16 protein-coding genes are annotated in these 25,132 nt (G+C 36.6%); 8 read left to right on the top strand and 8 right to left on the bottom strand.

The genetic code is table 11. The annotated features are described in order from the left end of the window. The first annotated feature begins 42 nt into the window (after nucleotides 1–42). The 3 genes from CRO54_RS10925 (at nucleotide 43) to CRO54_RS10915 (ending at nucleotide 2,058) form a co-directional block, all read left to right on the top strand. Entirely contained in the window at nucleotides 43–693 is a 651-nt protein-coding gene (locus CRO54_RS10925) for a Pr6Pr family membrane protein (protein ID WP_097131862.1), read from the top strand. A 61-nt stretch (nucleotides 694–754) separates the two neighbouring features. Next, nucleotides 755–1,252 (top strand): cupin domain-containing protein, encoded by a 498-nt coding sequence (locus CRO54_RS10920; protein ID WP_097131860.1) that lies wholly within the window; start codon nucleotides 755–757, stop codon nucleotides 1,250–1,252. A gap of 77 nt (nucleotides 1,253–1,329) precedes the next feature. Then, nucleotides 1,330–2,058 carry an acyl-CoA desaturase gene (locus tag CRO54_RS10915; protein ID WP_097131859.1) on the top strand — a complete coding sequence of 243 codons (729 nt, stop codon included), beginning with the start codon at nucleotides 1,330–1,332 and terminating at the stop codon, nucleotides 2,056–2,058. Between the two features lie 34 nt (nucleotides 2,059–2,092). On the opposite strand, the gene CRO54_RS10910 is transcribed toward CRO54_RS10915, so the two are convergent. The 4 genes from CRO54_RS10910 to CRO54_RS10895 form a co-directional block, all read right to left on the bottom strand. Then, a complete protein-coding gene (locus tag CRO54_RS10910) occupies nucleotides 2,093–3,343 on the bottom strand; it encodes a DEAD/DEAH box helicase (protein ID WP_097132342.1) in 1,251 nt (416 codons plus the stop codon). Nucleotides 3,344–3,647: 304 nt separating this feature from the next. Next, on the bottom strand, nucleotides 3,648–4,193 hold the full coding sequence (locus tag CRO54_RS10905) for an STM3941 family protein (protein ID WP_097131856.1): 546 nt from the start codon (nucleotides 4,191–4,193) through the stop codon (nucleotides 3,648–3,650). Further along, nucleotides 4,193–5,359 (bottom strand): trans-sulfuration enzyme family protein, encoded by a 1,167-nt coding sequence (locus CRO54_RS10900; RefSeq protein ID WP_097131854.1) that lies wholly within the window; start codon nucleotides 5,357–5,359, stop codon nucleotides 4,193–4,195. Before CRO54_RS10900 ends, CRO54_RS10905 begins: the two co-directional genes overlap by 1 nt. 52 nt (nucleotides 5,360–5,411) lie before the next feature. After that, nucleotides 5,412–6,761, bottom strand: a complete 1,350-nt coding sequence (locus tag CRO54_RS10895; protein ID WP_097131852.1) for an APC family permease — start codon at nucleotides 6,759–6,761, stop codon at nucleotides 5,412–5,414. 357 nt (nucleotides 6,762–7,118) lie between these two features. Between CRO54_RS10895 and CRO54_RS10890 the strand changes: the two genes are divergently transcribed. After that, nucleotides 7,119–8,993 carry a DNA topoisomerase IV subunit B gene (locus CRO54_RS10890; RefSeq protein ID WP_097131850.1) on the top strand — a complete coding sequence of 625 codons (1,875 nt, stop codon included), beginning with the start codon at nucleotides 7,119–7,121 and terminating at the stop codon, nucleotides 8,991–8,993. A 140-nt stretch (nucleotides 8,994–9,133) separates the two neighbouring features. Further along, nucleotides 9,134–11,260 (top strand): ATP-binding protein, encoded by a 2,127-nt coding sequence (locus CRO54_RS10885; RefSeq protein WP_097131848.1) that lies wholly within the window; start codon nucleotides 9,134–9,136, stop codon nucleotides 11,258–11,260. Between the two features lie 58 nt (nucleotides 11,261–11,318). On the opposite strand, the gene CRO54_RS10880 is transcribed toward CRO54_RS10885, so the two are convergent. From CRO54_RS10880 to CRO54_RS10870, 3 genes are all read right to left on the bottom strand, one after another. After that, nucleotides 11,319–12,317, bottom strand: a complete 999-nt coding sequence (locus CRO54_RS10880) for a YihY/virulence factor BrkB family protein (RefSeq protein ID WP_097131846.1) — start codon at nucleotides 12,315–12,317, stop codon at nucleotides 11,319–11,321. 129 nt (nucleotides 12,318–12,446) lie between these two features. Further along, complete coding sequence (tamL, locus tag CRO54_RS10875; protein WP_097132341.1) at nucleotides 12,447–14,747, bottom strand: translocation and assembly module lipoprotein TamL; 2,301 nt, start codon at nucleotides 14,745–14,747, stop codon at nucleotides 12,447–12,449. After that, complete coding sequence (locus tag CRO54_RS10870; RefSeq protein ID WP_097131843.1) at nucleotides 14,731–19,722, bottom strand: translocation/assembly module TamB domain-containing protein; 4,992 nt, start codon at nucleotides 19,720–19,722, stop codon at nucleotides 14,731–14,733. Before CRO54_RS10870 ends, tamL begins: the two co-directional genes overlap by 17 nt. 155 nt (nucleotides 19,723–19,877) lie before the next feature. Here CRO54_RS10870 and CRO54_RS10865 point away from each other — a divergent pair, with 155 nt between their 5' ends. Then, the gene (locus CRO54_RS10865) at nucleotides 19,878–20,372 is read left to right on the top strand and encodes a cytidine deaminase (protein WP_097131841.1); all 495 of its coding nucleotides are present in this window, start codon (nucleotides 19,878–19,880) and stop codon (nucleotides 20,370–20,372) included. On the opposite strand, the gene CRO54_RS10860 is transcribed toward CRO54_RS10865, so the two are convergent. Further along, a complete protein-coding gene (locus tag CRO54_RS10860; protein ID WP_097131839.1) occupies nucleotides 20,365–21,246 on the bottom strand; it encodes a glycerophosphodiester phosphodiesterase in 882 nt (293 codons plus the stop codon). The two genes, CRO54_RS10865 and CRO54_RS10860, sit on opposite strands and share 8 nt — an antisense overlap. A gap of 360 nt (nucleotides 21,247–21,606) precedes the next feature. Between CRO54_RS10860 and CRO54_RS10855 the strand changes: the two genes are divergently transcribed. Together CRO54_RS10855 and CRO54_RS10850 are read left to right on the top strand one after the other, a co-directional pair. Next, nucleotides 21,607–23,244: an amidohydrolase gene (locus CRO54_RS10855; protein WP_097131836.1), complete on the top strand. Its 1,638-nt coding sequence runs from the start codon at nucleotides 21,607–21,609 to the stop codon at nucleotides 23,242–23,244. Continuing rightward, nucleotides 23,216–25,048, top strand: coding sequence for a serine hydrolase (locus CRO54_RS10850; protein ID WP_244904289.1), 1,833 nt, complete (start codon nucleotides 23,216–23,218; stop codon nucleotides 25,046–25,048). The genes CRO54_RS10855 and CRO54_RS10850 overlap by 29 nt, the downstream gene beginning before the upstream one ends. Nucleotides 25,049–25,132 lie beyond the last annotated feature (84 nt).

Raw genomic sequence — 25,132 nt, 5'->3', positions numbered from 1 at the left:
TAAGTGAGTGGCTTTTTTGCTATCTAATAATCTTCTAAAATTATGGAAAAATCTCCGAGTCTCTCTGAAAAGGTATACTTATCCATTCTAGTGTTTTTAGCTTGGTTTGCATTAATTTTTCAATTCTATTTGCATCTTAATAGTGGTGCGGCAGCCAAAGCAGAACTTCTTATCAGGTTTTTTAGTTATTTTACGATAGATAGTAACCTGCTTGTTGCCATTTGTAGCACTTCTATTCTTTTGCTGAAATCAACCAGCATTGGAAAATTTTTTTGCAAACCGCAGGTGGTTACCGCTATTTCTGTCTACATCATTGTAGTAGCCTTGATATATAATACGGTTTTGAGATTTTTGTGGGTATTAGAAGGTTGGTCTATGGTGCTAAATGAATTATTACACGTAGTGGTGCCATTTATGTTTTTAATTTACTGGATATACTTTGTACCTAAGCATCGGTTACAATGGAAAAACCTATGGCTGTGGTTAATCTATCCTTTAGTTTATACTGTATTTGTAATGATTAGAGGTAGCTATTCAGATTTTTACCCTTATCCATTTTTAAATGTTACCAAATTTGGATTAGATAAAGTATTGGTGAATTGTGTGATTATTACTGTATTGTTCGCTTTTTTGTCTTTGCTATTTATAGGGATTGGACGGCGCAAAGCTAAGCTGAATCAAGTCATGGATTGATTTTGAACATATTATATGTAAACAGTTGTTTTTTAATTTGTAACCATTATTTTTGAAGGTAATGGAAACACAGAAAAAAGATATTTTTGATAGCGTAGCACAACGATTAAAACTGGAAGGTTTTAATGTAGTAAATAGAGATGAAACTAGACCTTGGGGTGGTTTTTTCGTAATAGATGAAGGGCAAGCTCAACAATTTGCGGATACTTATTTTGAAGGTTTAGATGTAGATACTTTGAAGATAGGTGGAAAACTAAGCCCGAAGATATTGATTGTGGCACCAAATGCTCGTCTTTCTTGGCAATATCACCACCGTAGGGCAGAAATTTGGCAAGTGGTAACTGGTACTGTTGGTATCAAAATTAGCGAAACAGACGAAGAGGGAGAATTGAAGCGTTATCATCCCAACGATCAAATTAAATTGCATCAAGGTGAGCGTCACCGCTTAATAGGTTTAGAAGATTGGGGTGTAGTAGCTGAGATTTGGCAACATACCGATGCTGAAAATCCTTCAGATGAGGACGATATCGTTCGCGTTCAGGATGATTTCGGTAGATAGTTTATAATCCGTAACTTAGTAGCGCTATTTTAGCTTGTTTGAAGACTATTGTGAAATAGACTTCGTTTTAATTTTGTATGATCATTTTGTATTTCTTCTTGGCACATTGGTTTTTATCATTGTTTAGCCAAACTTTTTTCCTTCACCGTTATTCGTCTCATAAAATGTTTAAGATGAATATCTTTTGGGAGCGATTCTTTTACCTTGTATTGTTAGTTTCTCAGGGTTCTTCATTCCTAAATCCTAGAGCTTATGCAATTCTTCACCGTATGCATCATGCTTATAGCGATACGGTAAAAGATCCACATTCGCCACATTTTTTTAAAGATGTTTTTGGAATGATGATAGCTACTAAGAATATGTATTTAGCTTATCTATTACATAAAATTGAGCCAGAGCCGGCATTTAGGGGCAATTATCCTGAATGGCCTATTATCGATAGAATAGGAGATTCTTGGTTATGGAGATTGGCATGTGCCGCATTCTACATCTGGTTTTATATTACCTTTGCTACGCAATGGTGGATGTTCTTATTATTACCATTCCACTTTTTAATGGGACCACTTCACGGCGCCATTGTTAACTGGTGTGGGCACAAATATGGCTATTCGAACCATGATAACGACGACCATAGTAAAAACTCTTTACCTTGGGATTTTCTCTTAATGGGCGAGTTGTTCCAGAATAACCATCATAAGAAACCTAATTCTCCAAATTTTGCCACCAAGTGGTGGGAGTTTGACCCAACTTATCCATTGATGAAAGTAATGCATTGGCTAAGGATAATTAAAATTAGAAAAGTATAAAAAAAGCTCCCGAATATTTCGGGAGCTTTTTTATTTATTTGCGACGATTGCCACCGCCTTTGTAAACTTTCTTTTTATTGCTTGCCGCATTTCCTTTGGAGTCTTTCTGTGGCTTGCGTTGTACCTCTTTGCTGGCCAACATACTCTTCCAACTTAACGGATAAGGATGGTCTTCTACAATTGGAATGGTACGTTTAATCAGTTTGTGAATATCAAGTAAGTATTCATTTTCTTCTGCATCTACAAAAGAAATGGCAGTTCCATTTGCACCCGCTCTACCTGTACGTCCAATCCTATGTACGTAAGTTTCTGGAATATTAGGTAAATCGTAGTTGAAAACATAAGTTAAGTCGTCAATATCAATGCCACGGGCAGCAATATCTGTAGCTACCAAAACCCTAAGCTTACGTTCTTTAAACTCATTTAATGCCCTTTGTCTAGCGCCTTGAGATTTATCACCATGTATCGCCGCCGATTTAATACCGTCTTTTGCTAAATCTCTAGCAATACGATCTGCACCGTGCTTAGTACGGGTAAACACCAAAGTATGGTCAATTTTAAGTTCATCTAACAAGTGCCTTAATAATTTTCTCTTGTCAGGTTTGTCAACAAAATATACCGATTGTGTAATCGTTTCTGCTGTAGAAGAAACAGGAGTAACTTCTACCGTCACAGGATTTTTTAGGATAGTATTAGCTAATTTCTCAATCTCGGTAGGCATCGTTGCCGAGAAAAATAAGGTTTGTCTTATCGCAGGTAACTTACCTACAATTCGCTTCACATCGTGAATGAAACCCATGTCTAACATACGGTCGGCCTCGTCTAACACGAAAATTTCGATATCGCTTAGGCTAACATGGCCTTGGTTCATTAAATCCAATAACCTACCAGGTGTTGCTACTAAAATATCAACACCTTTTCTAAGCGCATCAACTTGTGGTTGCTGACCAACACCACCAAAAATCACCAAATTTTTTATCGGTAGATTTTTACCGTAGGCGTTAAAGCTATCTTGTATTTGTATGGCTAGTTCGCGAGTTGGCGTTAAAACCAAAGCTTTAATTGCTTTTTTATTGGTTTTTAAATGGCGCATGTGCAAAATCTGCAACATAGGAATAGCGAATGCGGCAGTTTTACCTGTTCCCGTTTGTGCACAACCCAATAAATCTTTTAATTTTAAGATGTTTGGAATGGCTTTTTCCTGTATAGGAGTAGGCTTTTGATATCCTTCGGACTCAACAGCTTTTAATATAGGCTCAATAAGCCTTAATTCTGAAAATAACATTTTTTCTATTGAAAAGTTAAAATTAAAAATTAAAAAGTGCATGTATCACTCTTTAAAATTCGAAGAAGCTAGAACAATCATTGCTGGAAGGACTAACTTGCGAGTTGCTTTAAATGATAAAGAAATTCAGCTTCGAGCAGCAAAGGTAGGTAAAATTTATTTGCTAGGCCTTTTTATAATTTTTTGGAAATGATTGGTGGCGTTTCCTGGCAATTTAAGCCCCCGCTTTGCACTGTAGGCCTCGTGCCTCGGGGCTGCCGTTTCAATCGGGTTTGATGAACGAAGTCTTTACTTCTATGATAGTCTAGTCTGCTCTACTTTCTTCCAACTTTGAGTGGAGTAAATTAAGCAAATGCTTTTCATTTATATCTAAGAGGTTAACATCTATCCAGAGTAAATCGGGTTTGGATCTAAAAAACTTACCTATTCGATTTATAAAAGTGAGGTATGCACTTCTCCTTAGCTGATGATATTTATCAGGATTGCTTACTTTGACGAAGATTTGTTGATTTGCTCTGTAGAACCCCGTTTGAAAATCCTCAATTTCCGTCCAAGGAATAAATACAGAGGTATCGGCTGTGTTATTCGTAATCCCTTTTTTGTCGAACGCTAGTCCTAGTTTTGCATTATTATGTTGAATTAAATGACGTAGACCATGAATAACAATAATATGAAGGCTAACCAATATTAAAAATAGAAATATTGGTTTTATTGAGTTATCACTTTGGAACAAACAAAATGAAACAAATGCGAGGAACGCAAAACCGAGTATTATTCTAGTAACGATCTTTCCATGTTGAAAGCCTATGCCTGTCTGTTCATTTGGCGATAAATTTACGTTATACATCATTAGTTAGAAATCAACTTTAGTGCCTGTTCCAAATCCTTAATCAAATATTCAGGTTCTTCTAAGCCAACGTAAATCCTTATTAAAACGTGCCTTGGATTGTTGCTGTCAAAATCAGCTTTGCTTACACCAGCACAAGCGGGAATAATTAAGCTTTCGTAACCACCCCAAGACACTGCCATTAAAATATGTTTCAAGTTATTACAAAAAGCCTCTATCTTTTCCAAACTCGGGTTTTTAAGTACGATACTGAATAATCCTCCACAGGCTTTCATCTGTTTCTTCGCAAGTGCTAATTGCTTGTTGTTCCTGTTAAAAGGATGAAGTATCCTTTCTATCGCTGGATGTTGTTCTAAATACTGGATTACTTTGTTGGCATTTTCGGTGATTTTTTCCAATCGGATGGGTAAAGTACGCAAGCTTCGTAAGAGTAACCAAGCGGTTTGTGGTGCTACGGAAGCACCTATGTTCATATATTCCTTCTCGAAAATCTTTTTGATGAGTTCTTTTTTGCCCGTAACAACACCCGCTACTACATCACTATGTCCAGCTAGATACTTAGTTGCCGATTGAGCCACCAAATCAATTCCGTAGGCTATCGGCTGCTGATAAAGTGGCGAACAGTAGCTGTTGTCAATCATGGTGATGATATTTTTCGCCTTTGCTATTTTTGCTATTGCTTCCAGATCCTGTACTTCAAAACTGAAAGTATTTGGCGATTCCAAGTAGATCAACTTTGTTTGGGGAGTAATTGCAGCCTCGATTGATTTGGTACCGCTTCCATCTACAAACGTAGTTTTTACTCCAAATTTAGGGAGTAAATTATTAAATAACTTGATTGTCCAGCTGTAAGGATTTTCTACGCAAACAACCTCATCACCTTGTTGTAATAGAGCTAACACCGGAATGGTCACGGCTGCAATTCCACTTCCAAAAACTAGGGCATCTTGGGCACCATCAAGTGCAGCCAATTTTATCCTTAAAATATCAATTGTAGGATTAAAACCACGTGAATAGAGGTTGCCTTGGTATTCATCAGCCAAAGCGCTACGAAAATCATCAACGGTGTTAAATTTGAAATTACTCGTTTGAATAATGGGTGGAGCTATCGCATTGAAATAATTTTCTCGTTCTTCACCTAGTTCGTTAAGTATGTAAGAAATATCCATTTAAGTTAAAAGTCTAAATTAAAAAGTTAAAAGACCAAAGCAACATTTCTTACTACGCTACTTTTTTCTTGTTAAAAAATCTTTGGATAAAGTAAATGGCTACAAAACCTAAGAAAATGTAAATCCCATTTAACGCAGCTTCAGAGTCATCATTATAAATGCTGATGGCTACAAATAAATATGCCGCTATAAAAATTATTGGCATTAACGGATACAGCTTCATGGTATAGATGGTGTTTTTGTCTAGATGTGCTGTTTTTTTACGAAGATAAAAGATGGTTGCTGCAGAAAAAATCATACCAGCTCCGTCCATGAAAATGGTGTAGTTTAAGATCTTATCGAAGGTTTGTGCGTAAAATAAAGTAACAATAGAAAGAATGGTGAATAGGGTTAAACTTACCACCATTACATCGTTTTTCTTAGTCTTTTTGGTAAAGATTTTAGGTAGTGCACCTTCTTCGCCCATGGCATACATTGCCCTTGGATTACTTAATAAATTCACGTTTACATAACCTAGTACCGAAAGAAATATCAGTACCGAAAGTATGGTGAAACCCGTTGGACCAAATATCTGCCCAGCTAAAATTGCTGCAATACTTTGTGCCGATTTTAACTGTTCGAAGCCAATTACTTTGACGTAAGCATAGTTTATAGCCATGTACAAAGTGATGATAATTCCCAAGCCAACTAAAATCGAGCGAGGAATCACCGTTTTTGCATCTTTTGCTTCGCCACCAAAATTGATAGTTTGTTGATAGCCGCCAAAGCTAAAGGAGACTGCAATTAAACAGATGCCGAGTGCTTTTCCGTAATCGCTCCACGTAGCTGGCAATCCATCTGAGGTGCTAAAAACAGAAGGGAATTGCTGCGTTTGTGCCCCAAAAAATATAGCGCAAATCAGGGTGATAACCATCACCAATTTGATGATCGTCAAAATATTTTGTGTCCTAGAACTGGTTCTTAATCCCATTAGGTTAATGGTGTAAAAAATGATGATACTAACCAGCCCAATTAGAATACGGTGGTCGTTAGTCTGCATTTCTGGCGGGAAAAGTGCTTTGTTTAGGTATTCGGCACCAATCAAGGAAACCCCTGCTACCGAAGCAGCATTGCTTACCACAATAATACAGTTAATGGCAAATGCGATGGAGGGATGATAGCAAACGGAGAAAATCTTATAATATCCACCAGTAACAGGATAACGTGAACCAATTTCGGCATAAGTTAAGGCGCCACAAAGAGCCACAAAACCGCCAACCATCCATGCTAAGAAAAACAATTCGGGAATTTGTGCTTTGGCAGCTACGTTAACTGGGGTTCTAAAAATCCCCATGCCTATCACTAGGCTTACTACAATCATCGACAGGTCGAAGAGGGAAAGTTGTTTTTTCTCAGGGTTCATCTGAATTTTTTAGTTTGTTGTTGGTTTAGGGTTGTTTATGCATCACGTCATTGCGAGGTACGAAGCAATCTTAAAGCAAATTAAAAGCATTTTGTCGTAGGATTGCTTCGTGTCTCGCAATGACGATAGAAAATCCGAACACAATTTAACAATAAAAAGCTGCCCAACAATTTCATCATCAAAAAAATACAGAGCATGTTTTGCATTTGTTCAAATGTGGAAATCTACCTAAAAAAAGCCCCTAAAATTGATTAAATTTGTAATACTGATTTTTTTATAAAAACCATTAATAAGTTAAGAAATGAATAATAAGCTTCATTATCCTTAATGGTTAATTGACAACATCATAAAAGCATTATGGCAGAACCTATTTACAACGAAGACAGTATTAAATCCTTAGATTGGCAAGAACACATTCGCCGCCGTCCTGGTATGTATATTGGTAAGTTGGGCGATGGTTCGGCACAAGATGATGGTATTTATGTATTGTTAAAGGAAATACTGGATAACTCGATTGATGAGTTTATGATGGGTGCCGGTAAAACTATAGACATCAGCCTGCACGAGCACAAGGTAATTGTACGTGATTATGGTCGCGGTATTCCTTTGGGTAAAGTTATCGACTGTGTTTCTAAAATGAATACTGGTGGTAAGTATGACAGTAATGCTTTCCAAAAATCGGTAGGGATGAACGGGGTAGGTACGAAAGCCGTTAATGCGCTTTCTAGCATTTTTGTAGTACAAAGTTATCGAGATGGCAAAACTAAGAAAGTAGAGTTTAGCAAGGGCTTGGTTACTTTAGAACATCCAGAAATTGAAACTACTCAGCGAAACGGTACTTCTATTACTTTTCATCCAGACGAAACTATCTTTAGAAACTACCATTACATTGCGGATTTCGTTGAAAGTATGATTTGGAACTATGTGTTTTTGAATACAGGTTTGACTATCAACTTCAATAATCAAAAATATTTCTCTGAAAGAGGTTTGTACGATTTGCTTTCAAGACAGAATAAGCCAGAAGAAATCAGGTATCCTATTATCCATCTAAAAGGCCATGATATTGAGGTAGCGATGACTCACGGTCAACAATATGGTGAAGATTATCACTCTTTTGTGAACGGACAGTACACCACTCAAGGTGGTACGCACCAAGCGGCATTTCGTGAGGCTGTGGTAAAAACCATCAGGGAGTACTACAATAAAGATTACGATGCCTCAGATATCAGGGCTTCGATTATTGCCGCGGTTGCGATCAGAGTGCAGGAGCCAGTATTTGAGTCTCAAACTAAAACCAAATTGGGGTCTGAGCGAATTGCTCCTGAAGGGCAAACAGTTCGTACGTTTGTAAATGATTTCTTGAAAAAGGAATTGGATGATTATCTACATAAGCACAAAGAGGTGGCCGATGCTATTGAAGCCAGAATTAAACAATCTGAACGTGAGCGTAAAGATATTGCTGGAATTAAAAAACTAGCGAACGATAGAGCTAAAAAAGCATCTTTGCACAATAAAAAATTGAGAGATTGTAAGGCTCATTTCAATACCAGCCACGAACGCAGATATGAAACTACCTTATTTATTACCGAGGGAGATTCTGCTTCTGGGTCTATCACGAAATCAAGAGATGTAGAAACACAGGCGGTATTTAGTTTGAAGGGCAAGCCATTGAACTGCTACGAACTAACCAAAAAAGTGGTTTATGAAAATGAGGAATTTAACCTTTTACAACATGCGCTAAATATTGAGGATGGTTTAGAAGGGTTACACTATAACAACATTGTAATTGCTACTGATGCCGATGTGGATGGTATGCACATTCGTTTATTGATGATGACTTTCTTTTTGCAGTTTTTTCCTGATTTGGTGAAAGCTGGTCACGTTTATATTTTGCAGACACCACTTTTTAGAGTAAGAAATAAAAAAGAAACCATTTACTGCTACAGCGACGAAGAACGTCGGAATGCGATTTCAAAATTAGGTGGAAAGCCAGAAATTACTCGATTTAAAGGTTTGGGAGAGATTTCTCCTGATGAATTTGGCTTGTTTATCGGTAAGGATATTCGTTTAGATCCTGTAATCTTGAAAGAGCAGACTATTAAGAGCTTATTGGAGTATTACATGGGTAAAAATACCCCCGATAGGCAACAACATATCATCAGAAATCTACGCATAGAAAAAGATGAAGTAGAACAAGTGGAGAAAGAAGCAGAAGATTTAGATGTGGCTTAAAACCGTAAGTTGTAGGTTTGTAGTTGGTTAAGTCGTTTGTTTCTTGGTGTTAGTATATATTTGTATTAAGCTCAAATCTTTACTGGTTAAAAGGTATAGTTTTTGAAATTTGTTTGCATTTGTACGATTCACTTTAACGCATGACCATCAACAATAAGAAAAGCTCTGCTCGGTTTGGACTGATAGTAATTTTAATATTAGCTCTTTTCATTTCAGCAATTTTTTTCTACACCCGTAGTAATCGTATTAACGTACTTTCCACTAACGTGGATCAGCTTGATGTTTTAGAAAACGACTATGCAAAATTAGATACCTGCATATTGGTATTGTACAGAGCTGATAATAATTCCCGTTTATTTGAAGCCACAGGCAATAACGTCTACATTAGGCAGTTCTCAAAAGAAATTGAAAAAGTTTCTGGAATTTTAGAAGGCTTAAATATTAAGGATAACACTAAAAATCAGTCTCAAAATATTAAGGGTTTAGTAGAGCAAAAAAGAGCAAAAATGCAGCTCTATCTGAAATTAAAGCAACTTACAGATAGCTTAATGTATGTTAGTTCGGGAATTGATACGGTAAAAGAGCGTACTTGGACCAAAGGCTTGGAGATTACTAGGGGTAAGTTTAAAACTATGCTTACTATTGATACCATTAAACCTAAACAAGAGCGAGAAGAAAAAGGCTTAATTGGAAGAATTGCTGATGCATTTAAGCAAAAGAAAAAGATAGATACAAGTGCTACAATTGTAAGGAAAGAAATTACCTTAGACACCTCGTTAACGAGTAGAAATTACAATAAAATGCAATTGAGGAATATCAATACTTATTTTCGCAATTTGTACAATACCAGAAAAATTTTAAAAAACAACGAAATTGAAGTTCTACGCATTAATTCTAAAATTGTTAATGAAATTGTAGCGCTAATACAAGATTTTAAAGCAAAGGAAACCTCTTTTGTAGCTCAAACAAAAAGAACTATTCATTACGATTTAGATAACACGTTTAAAAGCATCAATAAAATTTACCTCTTTATTTTTTGCTTATTGGCACTTTTGGTAGCAGCAATTTTGTTTAACCTTTGGAAAATTTACCGGAACGAAAATAATTTGATTGACTACGGGCAAAAGGCTGCGTTATATGCCCAGTCGAAAAGCAGGTTCTTGGCTAATATGAGCCATGAAATTCGCACACCTCTCAACTCTGTGATAGGTTTTTCGGAGCAGCTAAGTCAAAACGAGCTTTCTGAACAACAAAAGGAACAGATAAATGCAATTAAAACTTCTTCTGAACTGTTGCTCGATTTGGTTAATGACATCCTCGATTTCTCAAAATATGAAGTGGGGAAAATTAATTTCGATAAGGTTTCATTCGCCCCAGCAGATGCTATAAACGAGGTGTTTAATAGCATTGCTATATTGGCTTCACGCAAAGGCTTAAAGCTTGAGAAACAGGTTTCTTTTGATTCGAAGACAAGTTTACGCGGCGACTCCTTACGGCTTAAGCAGGTTATTATGAACTTATTAAGCAATGCTATTAAATTTACGGATAAAGGTTCAGTTATATTAAAAGCTGATATCATTACCAACGCTAAGAAAAAAGGCATACTTAAAATTCAGGTAATTGATACCGGTGCTGGTATAGAGGATAAAGATGCTTTGGTCATTTTTGATGAATTTTCACAAGCTAACTATGCAGCTACCAAAAACACACAGAAAGGGACAGGTTTAGGTTTGGCAATCTGCAAAAAGATAGTAGAGTTGCAAGGAGGTAAAATTGGCTTAACCAGTAAGTTGAATAAAGGGTCTAATTTCACTTTTGAAATCCCTTACGAATTCTGTTTTGATGTAACCAATAAGCAAAAAAAATTGGTGATTGCTGATATTTCTCATTTAGCAGGCAAGCGTATTTTGTTGGTCGACGATAATAAACTGAATATTCTATTGGCACAAACGGTAGTGAAAAAATACAAGATGCTAACAGATGTAGCCAATGATGGAGCAGAGGCTTATCAATTGTTTGAAAAAAATAACTACGATTTAATCTTGACGGATGTGCAAATGCCTGTAATGGGAGGGGTAGAACTAACTCGATTAATTAGAGCCGAAGCCAATGCGAATAAAGCAAGTGTGCCGATTTTAGGTGTTACTGCCAATGTAATGGAAGAAGATAGAGAAAGATATTTAGATTCGGGCATGAATGCTTTGGTGCTAAAACCTTATTCTGAAAAAGAACTTATAGACAAGATAGCTGCTCATATTTCATCTTAAAGGTAATTTAATTGAAATAGAAAGGGTTAGTAATTCAAATTGCTAACCCTTTTTCTCTTTATTCCTTTTCTGGATTGATGGTGTCTTCTGGATGTTGTGGAGGAAGTTCTTTTACCTCTTTTTCTACGATAATGGTTTTTAGATGTACCGCATATTTTGAAGGAGCGATGCCCGTATCAAATTTCTCTGCATAAGCTTGCGTAAACTCTGCGCCAAAATAAAGTATTACTGCGGTGTAATAAATCCATACTAAAATTACAATAATAGAACTTGCTGCACCAAAAGCTGACCCCGGATTACCCTTTTCAATATAGATACCAATAGCGTATTTACCCAAACTAAAAAGTAAAGCCGTAAATAATGCGCCAACTAGGGCCGGTTTCCATTTAAGATTCACATCTGGTAATACTTTAAATATGATCGCGAAAATAGTAGTTACTACCGCAATTGTTAAAGCATTGGTCACAATAAGCATTAGCCATTCAGAGACTTCTTCGACGCCTATTTTAGCTGCGTAAGTATCAAGTTTGCCACCTATACCTACTACTACACTATTTACTACTAAGGATACCAATAACAAAAAACCTAGCGACGCAATCAATGAAAAGGATAATAAGCGATTGGTGATTAGTTTTTTCCATCCTTTTTTAGGCACAGCCTTTACTTTCCAAATTAGGTTAATACTGTCTTGTATCTCGATGAAAATAGCGGTAGAACCAATTGCAAGTGTAGCTATACCTATAATTAAGCCAAAGGTACTTCGGCCGGAAAGATTGGCATTGTTAACGAAAGTCCGTAATTGATTGGCAGCTTCTACACCAATCATTTCACTAATTTCTCCAAATATTTTGGTGTTGGGATCCATATTATCTCCCAAAAAAATCGAGGCTGAAGAAATGATGATGATGATTAATGGAGTTAGTGAAAAGATAGTATAATAGGCTAATGCAGCACTTAATTTCATTACACGATCTTCTACAAAACCTTTGCCCGCCGCAATAAATAGATGGTAGGCATGTATAAAAAATGATTTTATTTTGCTAGGTATTTTTTTCATTCTCTTTGTTTCTTAGGTTGATAGATGATAGTTTATTGCTGATAAGTTAATTGTCGCGAAGAAATGAAGTTATCAATATTTGTTATCATTTAATAGCTATTGACTGTCTGCCGTCAACTATCAATCAATTTAAAACGGATAACCAATACCAATATTTAATACCAAATTGTCTCTTCTCCACGCCTTGCTACCAAAATCAACATCGTTAATTACCCAACGTTGCCCACTTGGTAAATAAGGTTTGCGAATAGGGAAAGCACCATCTAGGCGGATAACAAAAATAGTTGCGTCTACTCTTAGACCAACGCCGGTACCAACCGCCAGTTCATCTAACGAATTTTGTAATTTAAACTCAGAACCTGGCCTTAACGGATCTTCTTTACGTAACCAGATATTTCCGGCATCTACAAAAGCTGCACCGTGTAAAATGCTTACTATTTTAAATCTTAATTCTGAGTTGAGCATCATTTTGATGTCACCACCTTGGTCGGCAAATCCGGTGTTGTTGTTTGGGATTTGATAAGTTCCGGGTCCTAAAGACCTAGCTCTAAACGCCCTGATATCGTTTGTACCTCCTGCAAAAAACTGACGAACAAATGGGAGTGAAGTGCTGCCGCCATAAGCATAACCATAACCTAAATTCAACCGATTGGCCCAAATTACTGTTGGTGTAACCTTGTAGTAACTTCGTAAGTCGGTTTCTACCCTTACAAATTGAGTTAAAGCTGTGTTAAATATTTCTTTTTTGCCTTCTGCATTTTTTGGAGTAAATAATCCCCAAACATTACCGCTGGTTTCTAATCCTCCAAAGAAATACAGATTATGCCTACGTTTGTCTTGCATTTGATTGGTATACGTGAAATTGTAATTGCTACCTATAATAAACTGGTTTTGCAGGGTATATTCCAATCCTGGGTTTTGATCAGTTAATAGCTTGTAAGCGGCAGAAGCTGTATCTTTATTAGAAGTAACTAGGTTTACAGATATAGGGTTGAAATTATGTTCCTTGAACTGATTTTCTTTCCAGTTGTAACCATACTGTGCTTTAAATGAATTCAGTTTGTAAACCGTATCTCTGCTTAATAATTGATAAGATAACGAAGCAATTGTTTTCGGAATAAATGCCGTTGTACTTTTGGGTTTATAAAACGGCACAATAAAACGAGGGAAGGTTAATTTAGCTTCTCCAGTTAAAGAGTATGAATTAATGCCACTCGCTTGTCCGCTGTATTGCGTTTCGAAACCACCACTCGCACTCACATCCAGCTGTTCTGCGCCTCTGAAAATATTACGGGTAGTTTGGGTGATTTTTAGCTCAGAACCTACAAAGTTGTTCGATTTGTTAGTTCCTGTTACAGAAAAAGTTAAAGAGTTTTTTTTCAAAGGTGTGAGATAAATATTCAAGTCTAACTGGCTATTCTTGAAGCTGTCAATCGGTAAAAACTCTGTTCTTACATCTTGAAACGCACCTATGTTCACCATTCTGTTCAACGATTGGTTATGGTCTTTTCGGTTATATCTTTCACCTTTTTTAAAGAAAACTAACCTGTCAAAAACCCTAGGTTTAAATGTATCTCTGTTATCATATATGTTGAAATCATTATATTTTAGCGGCTCTAAACTCCTTAAAACGCTATCTCTACGAAGATGATAGCTAGGATAAATATTGATATTCCTGATGGTGTAGGGTTTTAGCGAAGCTTCGGGAGCTATATTTTTGATGCGCACATTGATGTTAACCAAGTTTTTGCCGATGGTACTGTCTACTTGCAAAATCAAATGCTCTGGACTAAAGTAGAAATATCCGCTTTCTTTCAAGTCATTATCAATTCTGATACGTTCGTTTTTGTAAGTATCCAAATCATAAAAATTACCCACTTTTAACAGTGTATTCTCTTTATTTTGATTGATAACATGGGTTAAATCTCCGCTATCTGGTGGAAAAGTAATTTTGTTGATTTTGTATCGAGTACCAGTGATAGCAGTGTAAATTGCTTTTCCGCGTTTATTTTTAATTACGGTATCGCCAGTAACTTCGGCCTGTAAATAACCTTGGCTAATTAAGTAACTTTTCAATACATCGTTATTGTATTTGATTTTTAATTCGCTCATGAGTACAGGTGCCTCTCCAACCTTATTTCGTAGCCAGTTTCTAATTCCTTTTGGTTTTTTAGGCTCGCCGGCTAGGTTATAGATAAATAACTTTGGTTTAAGACCTAAGATAGATTTATTAGGGCGTGGTCTGGTTTTGCCTTCCAGCTCTTTTTTAACTTGTTTTTGGTTGTCAATTTTGGCAGCAGAATCAGGGTTGATTTTGATTTCTGAACCTGTATAAAGGTTTTGTCCAGGTTTTAAATACCTAGTGTTGCTACAATTGGCAAAAATTGAACATGCCAATGCGAAAGCTCCTATCTTAATTAGTTTTCTCATTTTTTGGTCTTTGTTCAACATTGTTTCTATTTCTACGTTTTTGGAATATTTCTTTAAATCTATTGTAATCTACCACTAAGGTAAATCCTAAGCCAGTTTCTATAATTTGACCTTCAATTACACTTTCAGTTTGGTTGCGCCTGTAAGCTCTTAAGCGATACCTGCCATCTCTAGAAAGGGCATATTCTGCATTAACATTACCAGCAATATTTGTAGCACTTTGGTTAGCTTGCTGTGGTCCTTCTAGAGCGAATGAACTGCCCACGGTTACGGTTAACCTATCACTAAACAATTTTTTAGATAACCCCACTTCTAAATCAGTTTTTTGCTCTAAACTACCAGTAGAGTAATCTTCTGAGGAGTTCACTCCGAAATTCAAATCAACTCCTTGAATTAAGTCTGATGCCAAGTTATTCAATTGCTCAGTTAACAATTTACTTACGCTAGAACGAGCTAGGGTAGAAACTCCGCCACCGCCACCGGCTAAACTTTGGAATGGATTATTGGCGATAAATCTATTAAGAGCCAACAAGGCAAATACTTGTTTATTCAGCTCGTTTTCATCTCTATTCACGCTTTGTAACTTGGTATAAGCTTGACTTCCTACTGCTGTACCTCTTTCATTTTCTGGTAAATCAATTTTAAATGAAATGATAGGTTTCATTAACTCACCTTTCATGTACAAATAAACTTGGAATGGTAGTTTCGTTTTTGTAGTTGGGTCGTCTGGCGTGTTGAGTAAATCTATCGGAGCTGCATTTACTTCGTACAACGCCGTTAGATTTACATTTGCTTCAGTAGGCTCACCTGTCCATACCATTGTACTTCCTTTTACTAATTTGAAAGGTTTTTTACCCAAAGGGCCTACTGAAAGGCTATAAGAACCATCCACAATTTCATATCGACCTGTCATGCTGATTTTACCACTTGGATCCATGGTCGCATTTAAATCTGCATCGCCTCTTACAGTCAACATATCTCCGTTTGCAGGGTCTACCACTACGTTTAACTCCGCTTCTGGATCTACATTAATATCAGCCACTAAGTTAATTCCCTTAATTGCCGATTTACTTACGCTATCTGCTTTTAGGTCTTTCTGTCCGTTAAAAGGAGGTGCATCTTCATCTATAAATTGCACAATACCTTCTTGGTCAATTACCGAAGGGTCGTTAACAGGCATTGCAAAAAAGAATTTCGTTCCTTTTTCTACCGTTACGTTCATGTTTACGTCTGGTTTGTTCATGTCACCACGAACACGGATATTGCTACTCAAATACACCGTTCCATAAATCATATCATTGTCTTCAGCGTTAGAGTTCATCACTCTAAAGTTGTCGGTTTTGATGTCAAGCCCAAATCCTACGTTGCCGAAATCGCTGGTATTGATGGTACCATTGATTGTCGCTTTTTTGTTTAAAGAATCCACTAAAGTGAAATTGTTAAATCGAATTCCTTGATTATTGAAAGCAATTTCTTGCGTTGGCATGGTAAAATAAGAGTTGATATAGGCAATTCGCATACCCGCATCATTAAATTTCAAAGCACCTAAAATCTGAGGTTTAGATAATTCACCTTTCACGGTAAATTGCCCCGAAATAGTACCCTTACCTTCTTTGATTTGCCCTGCACTTACGCTTTCAATCTGCCTTAAATCAATTTTGCCAATGTTTACGTTTAGGTCTAGGTTGCTTTGCGGTGCAGTATAGTAAAAGCCTTTTGCCGACATTTCATGCGCTCCTTGCAGGCTTACATCCACTTCAAAAGCATTTTCTGTATTGTTGTTAACGATGGCTTTCAGGTCACCCAATTCATCTTTTTGGTAACGTAATTTGTTGATGGTTAAATCTGCTTCGAACTTTGCATTTGAAACCAAATCTTTCACGTCTACTGTTCCGTTAATTGCGCCACCTACCAATGCTGTATCAGTTTCTGCAAACTTCATTAACGTTTCTATTTGGAAGTTTTTGAACTCTACTTTTAAGGGAGAATTAGGTTGATCAGAAGTGCTATTGATACTCAACAACTGTGAACTTTGACTAATGTTAAATTCATGAGCTAAAATTCCAGATTCACCAAACTGAATATAATTTTCTGGTGCAACCGTCCATTTTTCGTAATCTAGCAGAAGTTTTTCAGGATCTAAATTGAAACGGAAATCTTTGTTAATAGATTGGAAAATGCCAGCAATCACATATTTATCTTTGCGCTGTCTGTCACGTAAGAAAACATTTAAATCTAATTTATTGTCGGCGGCCGAACCAGAAATTTCGGTGTTAAACAAAGCAATAGAAGTGTTTTGAATGCTGTTTACAAATAACCTATAATTTAGTTTTTCTGCTTCGTTGGCAACATTTAATTTGATGCTGTCTAGGTTGATTCCGTTGTACGTTACTTTCGGGAAAACAGCATTCATCAGCAAGCTATCCTTTTCTGTATCGATTAATCCATTAATTTTAGATGGTGCAAAAGTGGTTAATGCTGGTACAAAATCTTGCAAAAACTTAGGGTTGTAAATATTTGCTGTAAAGCGGATTCGTTGTGGTGGTACGTTGGTTACTTCGCCAAAAGCATAGTACTTGTTAATTTGATTGATAATGGCATTTCCGACTTTACTTAATTGGTATTTTCCATCTATAGTAGCACTAATCAACTCAGATTTAAGTACTAATTTGTTTTCGGTTGCCGTTGATACTGCATTTAATTGAATAGTATCAACGTTGAATTTTTTACCTTCCTTAACCAGCTGTAAACCTGTGGCAAAAACATCGCCATTTAAATAGTCCACATCCATTGTTTTGATATCAGCTTTGATATTTCCAGCAATTCTGAACTCAGTGGTGCTAAAATTTAATTTCTGCAGATCAATTTGTTTAAGTGCCAGATTTGCTTTTATCGCTGGATATTTTCCGGCTAAATCAGCATTTGCAGTTAAATCAAAATTGGCATTGCTATCTGGCATACTACCTTTTATGGCTACTTTTTGGTTAGCGTAATTGCCCGATAATTTAAGATTGCGGTAATTATACTTGTTGTAGTACGCACTCAAGACTGTTGCATTAAATTTAGCATTGATTTTTTTAGGATCTAAGCCGGTGCCCACCACATCTGCCTTTGCCGAAACCCTGCCCAAAGTAGGTTGCTGTTTCAGTAATTTACCAACATTGAAGTTGTTTAGGCTAATATCTGCTTTATATTTTTCGTTGCCTTTCGGACCATTCATGTTCGCTGCCAGAACTGCGGATCCCATATCTGAACGTACATTCAAATTGGTAGTGAAGTCGGTCATCGAACCTTTGAATTTACCGTTGGCATCAATAACATTAGGCAATTCTATACTTGGAGGTAATGATTTTTTAGGTACAACTGCTAAGATATCTCCTTTGGTAATATGAACTTTCTTGATGTTCAAATCTAGAAATGCCTTATTGATATCAGTAACATTGTTTGCCTTACCACTAACGTCGATTTGAGTGTTTCTCAATCCGCTAATCTGCAATTTGGAAATATTCAGCTGATTTAAAAAGCCATCAACTTTAGCATCAACTTTTATCTTTTGGTTGGTGTATTGTTTAGGTAGGGCATCACTAAAGAACGTGGCATCTTTTAAGCCTATAGTAGTATTTTTCACATTAATCGCCAACTTTACACGTTCTGGATTTTTGGTCAAATCATCCAGCGAAGTAAAAGTTAGATCAGTTTCGTTTTCGATGCTGGTATTAGGTGTTTTCAGCACAAAATCAGTTAGTTTGATTTGCTTGTCGTTGTAAATAGCATCGCCTCTCAAAGTGCTTAACACAAATCCGCTTTTATCGCTCAACGAGCCATTTTTAACTTTTGCTGTGATGCCTTTGCTGCTGTAATTTACGTCTTCAGCACCCAAATTCAATCCTTTGATGTCTAGATGGTTGAAGTCAATTCCTTTTTTAAGTGGTTTTGCTCCAAGGTTATCGAATTGTAGTTGGTTGTTAACTAAGTCGATTTTTTTGATGGCCAATGATAATGAAGACTGTTCTGCAATAACCGTATCTTTTACTTTACTCAAATCATTTGAAGGAGCAGGTTTAAACGCAAATTTGATGAACGAGTTAGCTAATTCAGCATTATCTGTGGTGTAGCTTCCATTTGTTAAATCAACCTTCAAATTATTGAAATGCAGTTTGTCTACATTGGCAATCGCATTAGTTGTGGTCAATTGGTCGTCGTAGTTTACCTTTACTTTGTTAAACTCAAATTTTTGCACTTCAATTGTTGGCAATTTCCCCTGCTCTTTTTCTGCGCTATCTACGCTGTTGGTTAAGTGTTGCACCAATTGAGTTAAAGGTTTTTGCTGTAAGTAGAGTAGTGAGGTGTTATTAACAGCAAAATTCTTAATTACATATTTCTGGTTGGCTAAATCAAAATCTTTGATGTCAGTTTCTAACTTGCCCAAATAGAATTTTACATTGTTGCCTGCTACATCATCACGATAGGTTAGGCCGATGTCTTCAAATCGAACTTTATCCACAGAAAATTTAAGTGTAGAAGTAGAGTCTTTTTGAACTTCTTCTTCTGGCTTTTTCTGCTCGCTGGCAAAAGCATCTGCCAAGAAAGAAAAATTAAACGTAGTATCTGGATTTACACGTTTAACGTTAGCCCTAATTCCTTTTAATTCGATATAATTAACTTCAACCGTGTTTTTTAATAGTTTGAATAAACTGATGTCAACCTGTAGTTTTTCAGCATACAACAACGTGTCCTTATTTAAATCTTCGATGTAGAATTTATTCAATACCACATCTTTTGGAAGCGCAATTTTAATGCTTTCCAACCTTACTTCGGTTTTGGTTTTATTTTTAAGATAGCTGATGGCCTTATCCTTTACAAAATTCTGTACGGCGGGAATATTTAGCGAGAACGCAACAAGTACCACCAGTAAAATCACACTGGCGATAATCCATAAAACAACTTTAAGACCTTTTCTGAAATACTTGTTCAAGCGAGACTAATTTTTTGATGGTAAGATAATTATTTATTTGAAGGTAGTTTCCTTTCAGTTAGTCAAACAAATGATTATAGATAAAGTTTTAAGAAAACTGGCTATATAACGCCTATTTCTACAGTTTTGTTAATTCTAATTTGTATGTTTAATTTATGAATGTACTTGATTTTAAAATCACCTACGAGACTTACGAAAATATAAATGAGCTTTCTGTTGAAGATAAGTTGTTGTGCATAAGAGCAGAAGAAGCTTTGCAGACCTCATATTCACCATATTCTAAATTTAAAGTAGGTACAGCTATTAAGCTTGTCGACGGAGAAATTATTTTAGGAAGTAATCAGGAAAATGTGGCCTATCCCTCTGGTTTATGTGCAGAAAGGGTAGCGCTTTTCGCTATTGGTTCAAATAAACCTAATGCAGTGGTAACCGCTATGGCCATAACTGCATTTACCGAAAATTTCGATATCAAAAACCCAGTAACTTCGTGTGGTGCATGTTTACAGGTAATGGCTGAGTTCGAGCAAAAACAGAAATCGCCAATTGCCGTAATTTTTTATTGCTTAAATGGGCAAATTATTAAAGTAAATGGTGTGAAAAGCCTGCTGCCTTTTGTTTTTGTAGAGGATAGATTGGCAAACGCTAATTAACTTTCAATGCCTGCTTAGCATGGATGTTATCTGTTTGTATAAAATCTGGATTCATTGCAAAAACTGTCCTAAGTTCGTCACGGTAGTAAGGTGTCCATAATTGAACTTTTAAACCAGCTTTGTGGGCAGCAGCTACGGTTTCTGCAGTCACGGTTGGGTCTGTGTAATTGCAGCTAATGCCATCGTAGCCTAACCTTACAGCATTTTCTATTTTATCTTCCATTGGTTCGTACCTCATAAAACAAGTTGTGATGTTTTTAGTAGATGGAAAAGATTTTAAGGTAGTGCAAAATAATTGGTTATCGATTTCTACCAAAGTTCTGTCGCTGTATCTGTAGTTTTTAAAAATCGATGCTAAGCTCGTAGCCAATTGGGTTAAATAACCATCTCTACCACCGTAAAGACTAAAAGTGTTTGTACTAAAAGATATTTTAATGTCGAGCGATAGATAGATGCCTGTCCCGGCATTGCTCCAATCAAGAACTTCTGATAATTTATAAATCCTGTCAGTTTTATTTCCATGGCAGATTCTGATTTTTTCGATATCAATATCTCTCATTTCTGGAATGATGGCCTGAGAGTCGCCGTCACAGATGTAACCGCTCAAATTAGCATTGTGCCAAATCCAAGGCGTACCATCTAGGCTCATTTGAATATCTAACTCAGCTCCGTCTAATTTATTCAATATATTTTTTACAGAAGGAACCGTATTTTCAATAAAAGTGTCGCTGTAATTATTGCTTCCGCTCCCTTTGTGCCCCAGAAATATCGTATCAGTTTCTATAGAATTAGATTTGCGGCAGGAAGTGAAGAGTAAGGGCAATGCTATGAAGAAAAATCCAACAAGAAGTACACGTCTAAAATTTAAAGGCATTACGAACGATAAAAATGAAGCTTAATAATACAAATTTAAGTAATTGAGTACGTTATTCTGTACTTTCATTATTAAGTTTTCCATAGGTAGATGTGAGAGGTTAAGCTAGGGAAGGTTTTTGACACAGGTAGAAGGGTCGCTAACATAAGCAGGTGAGAATGCTATTTTTTATAGCTTAGGTTACTCCTTTTAGCTCTAAAAGTATGCCTTTTCTAAAAAAATGCTTCCATTGCTATTTGAATAAAGAATGTAATAGTATGTGGATTTTTTGATGTGTATAATTTTGCTCAAATAATGGAAAAATGGGTTTTATTTTCCTAATCTTACTATCTTTAGAGTAGTAAACAAATCATCATTTAAATGAAGAAAATTAGTATTTTGTTATTTGCCATAACAGCTATGTTGTTACTTGCCTGCAATAATGAAAAGGCAGATTTAGTAGTATACAATGCCAAGATTTACACGGTGAATGAATCTTTCGAAGTAGTGGAAGCGATGGCGATCAAAGACGGAAAAATTCTAGCGTTGGGGAATTCGTCGGACATCAGGCAAAAGTATCCTGCTAAAGAAGAGCTAGATGCCAAAGGCGACGCCATTTACCCTGGATTTATTGATGCACATGCGCATTTTTTTGGTTACGCTGAAAGTTTGAACAACGCAAATTTAACCGATACCAAATCTTGGGAGGAAGTGTTGCAACGGTTACAAACTTTTGCAAAAAATCAACCTGAGGAATGGTTGACAGGTAGAGGTTGGGACCAGAACGATTGGCCTGATAAACAATTTCCTGCAAAAGATAGGCTGGATGAGCTTTTCCCCAATAGGCCAGTGTTGTTAACCCGTATTGATGGACATGCTGCCATTGCTAACCAAAAGGCGTTAGAAGCTGCAGGTATTAATAGGGCCTATGATTTAACTGGCGGAGAAATAATGGAGAAGAACGGTAAGCCTACTGGAGTGCTAGTGGACAACGCTGTCGATTTAGTAAGTGCTAAAATTCCGGCTTTAACCAAAGAAAGAATGAAAGAGCTTTTACTACAAGCACAACAGAATTGTTTTGCGGTAGGACTGACTACAATTGATGACTGCGGTTTAGATTATCCTGCGGTAGAAGGAATTGAAAAACTTCAAAGCCAAGGAAGTTTGAAAATGCGAATGTATGTGATGCTTTCGGATGATCAGAAGAATTATGATTTCTTAATTAAAAGAGGCAAAATTAAATCCGATAGATTAAATGTGAGAGGATTTAAGGTTTATGCCGATGGCGCATTAGGTTCTCGAGGCGCTTGCTTGCTGCATCCTTATAGCGATATGCCAAAGAAAAATGGGTTTTTATTGAGTGATTTGACTCACTTCGAAAGCGTGGCGAAGAAAATTTACGAAAATGATTTTCAGATGTGTACGCATGCCATCGGAGATTCTGCAAATAGAGCAATTTTAAAAATTTACAATAAAATTCTGCCAAAAAATAACGACAAGCGTTGGCGAATAGAGCATGCTCAGGTGGTGAATCAGCAAGATTTTAACTTATTTGGCTCTGCTAATGTAGTGCCTTCTGTGCAACCAACTCATGCTACTTCAGATATGTATTGGGCCGAAGAGCGTTTGGGTAAAGAAAGAGTAAAAGGAGCTTATGCTTACAAACAATTGTTGCAACAAAATGGTTGGATACCTTTAGGAACCGATTTTCCGGTAGAGCAAATTAACCCCATGTTTACTTTTTATGCGGCAACAGCTCGAAAAGACAATCAAAATTATCCGAAGAATGGTTTTCAGCCAGAAAATGCTTTAACCGCTGAAGAAACTTTGAAAGGTATGACCATTTGGGCCGCAAAATCAAATTTCGAAGAAAAGGAAAAAGGTAGCCTAGAAGTTGGTAAATTAGCCGACTTCGTGTGGATGGAAAACGATTTAATGAAAGCTAACGCGAAACAAATTTTAGAAAATAAAGTAATTAGAACTTACGTTAATGGAGAAAAAGTTTATGAGAAAAAATAGTCTGTTGGGCATATTTGCCATTTGTTTAACCGCTATAACTACGGTTACTGCTTGCGCCCAAGACCATAAACAAAACCAAAGTCGTTTGAACAAGATTAACGAGGTGGTTAAGAGTACCGTTCTCCTTAATAATTATCAGAATTTCATTCCAGTTGTAGGTTTAGCCGAAAAGAAAATTGTTTCCATTGATTTGGGCTACAAAAATCAGATCGGTTTCGATAGCTTGTTGAACAAATATGCACCAGTAGTTTCTTTAAGTGCTACGAAGTATTCAGATTCTGCAACGCTAAATGACTTGGAAGATGATGTGAAGTTCTACAATACCATAATCATCGCATTAAATGCCGAAATGGTAAATAAGGGCAAGTACATCAATTTTATTGCTAGTTTATCAAAAAACAAAAACGTAGTAATAGCACTTTTCGGGGATGGAAAAGCACTGAGTTCTTTTGACCAGATTAATGCGCCATTGATTTGGAGCTCTGAAGATAATGAAGAGGCTGCATTAGTAGTTCCTCAGTTTATTTTCGGAGGCATTGCAGCAAAGCAATTGCTGTCAAAAACTTACTCTGCAAAATATGTTCAGGGAACAGGCTACACTACTAATGTAACTCGTTTGAAATACACCGTGCCAGAAGATGCGGGTGTAAATAGTAACGATTTAAAGGAAATAGACGATATCATCCTAGAGGGAATAGCCAAGAAAGCATCTCCAGGAATGGTGGTTTTGGTGGCTAAGGATGGAAAGGTGATTTATAATAAAGCATTTGGATACCACACATATGATAATTTACAGCCTGATAAAGTGACTGATATTTTCGATTTAGCTTCGGTAACTAAAACTACGGCTACTACACCAAGTGTAATGCGTTTGGTAGAGCAGCAAAAGTTGAAATTGGATACGAACGTAGGTTATTATATTGCGAAAGCTCGTACTTCGCCCATGAATAATATAAACGTCAGAGAAGTGATGCTACATCAAGCAGGGTTTATTCCTTATATCCCTTTTCATAATTTTGTAAAAGAAGGCGATTATAGTAGAGATTCTTCAGCGGCTTATCCTACCAAAGTGGCAGATAACTATTACATTAAAAAAGGCTTCTTTAATGATTTTATGTGGCCAAAGATGCTGAATTCGCCAATAAAAACCAGAGGAAGTTATGTGTATAGTGATATCAGCATGTATGTAATGCAGGATATCGTCGAGCATATTTCCGAAATGCCGGAAGACCAATATGTACAAGAGAATTTCTATGTGCCGCTAGGCATGCAAACCGCTGGTTACTTACCTAGAAACAGATTTTCGAAAAGCAGAATTATTCCAACAGAAGATGATAAGGTATTTAGGAAAACCTTATTAGAAGGATATGTACACGACCAAGGTGCTGCTTTGAGAGGTGGTGTTGCGGGTCACGCAGGTTTATTTGGAACAGCGAATGATTTAGCAATTTATAATCAGATGTTGCTGAACAAAGGAACTTACGGTGGCGAACAATATTTTACACCTCAAACAGTAGAAATGTTTACGAGCAAACAATCAAACGTAAGTCGTAGAGGATTGGGTTTTGATAGATGGGATCCAGATTCGACCAAAAAATACCCTTCAGAGTTAGCATCGCCGCAAACTTTTGGTCACACTGGCTATACTGGTATTGGTGTTTGGACCGACCCCGCTCGTAATATGGTTTATGTTATTTTGACGAATAGGGTACATCCAGGTGTTAGCGAAATGTTGGGGAAATTAAACATTCGACCACGCATACAAGATGTAATTAATAGGGCGATAGATAAAGCGAAGAAATAAGCTTTTATAAATTAAGGTGCGGAATGATGGACTCGAACCTTTTATAGTTTATTTGGACTTACGAAGTTTTCGAAACTTCGTAAG

Source organism: Pedobacter xixiisoli (assembly GCF_900215335.1).
GTDB classification, from domain to species: domain Bacteria; phylum Bacteroidota; class Bacteroidia; order Sphingobacteriales; family Sphingobacteriaceae; genus Pedobacter; species Pedobacter xixiisoli.
The sequence above is the reverse complement of the archived record's forward strand: the minus strand, read 5'-3'. Positions and strand labels throughout refer to the sequence as shown.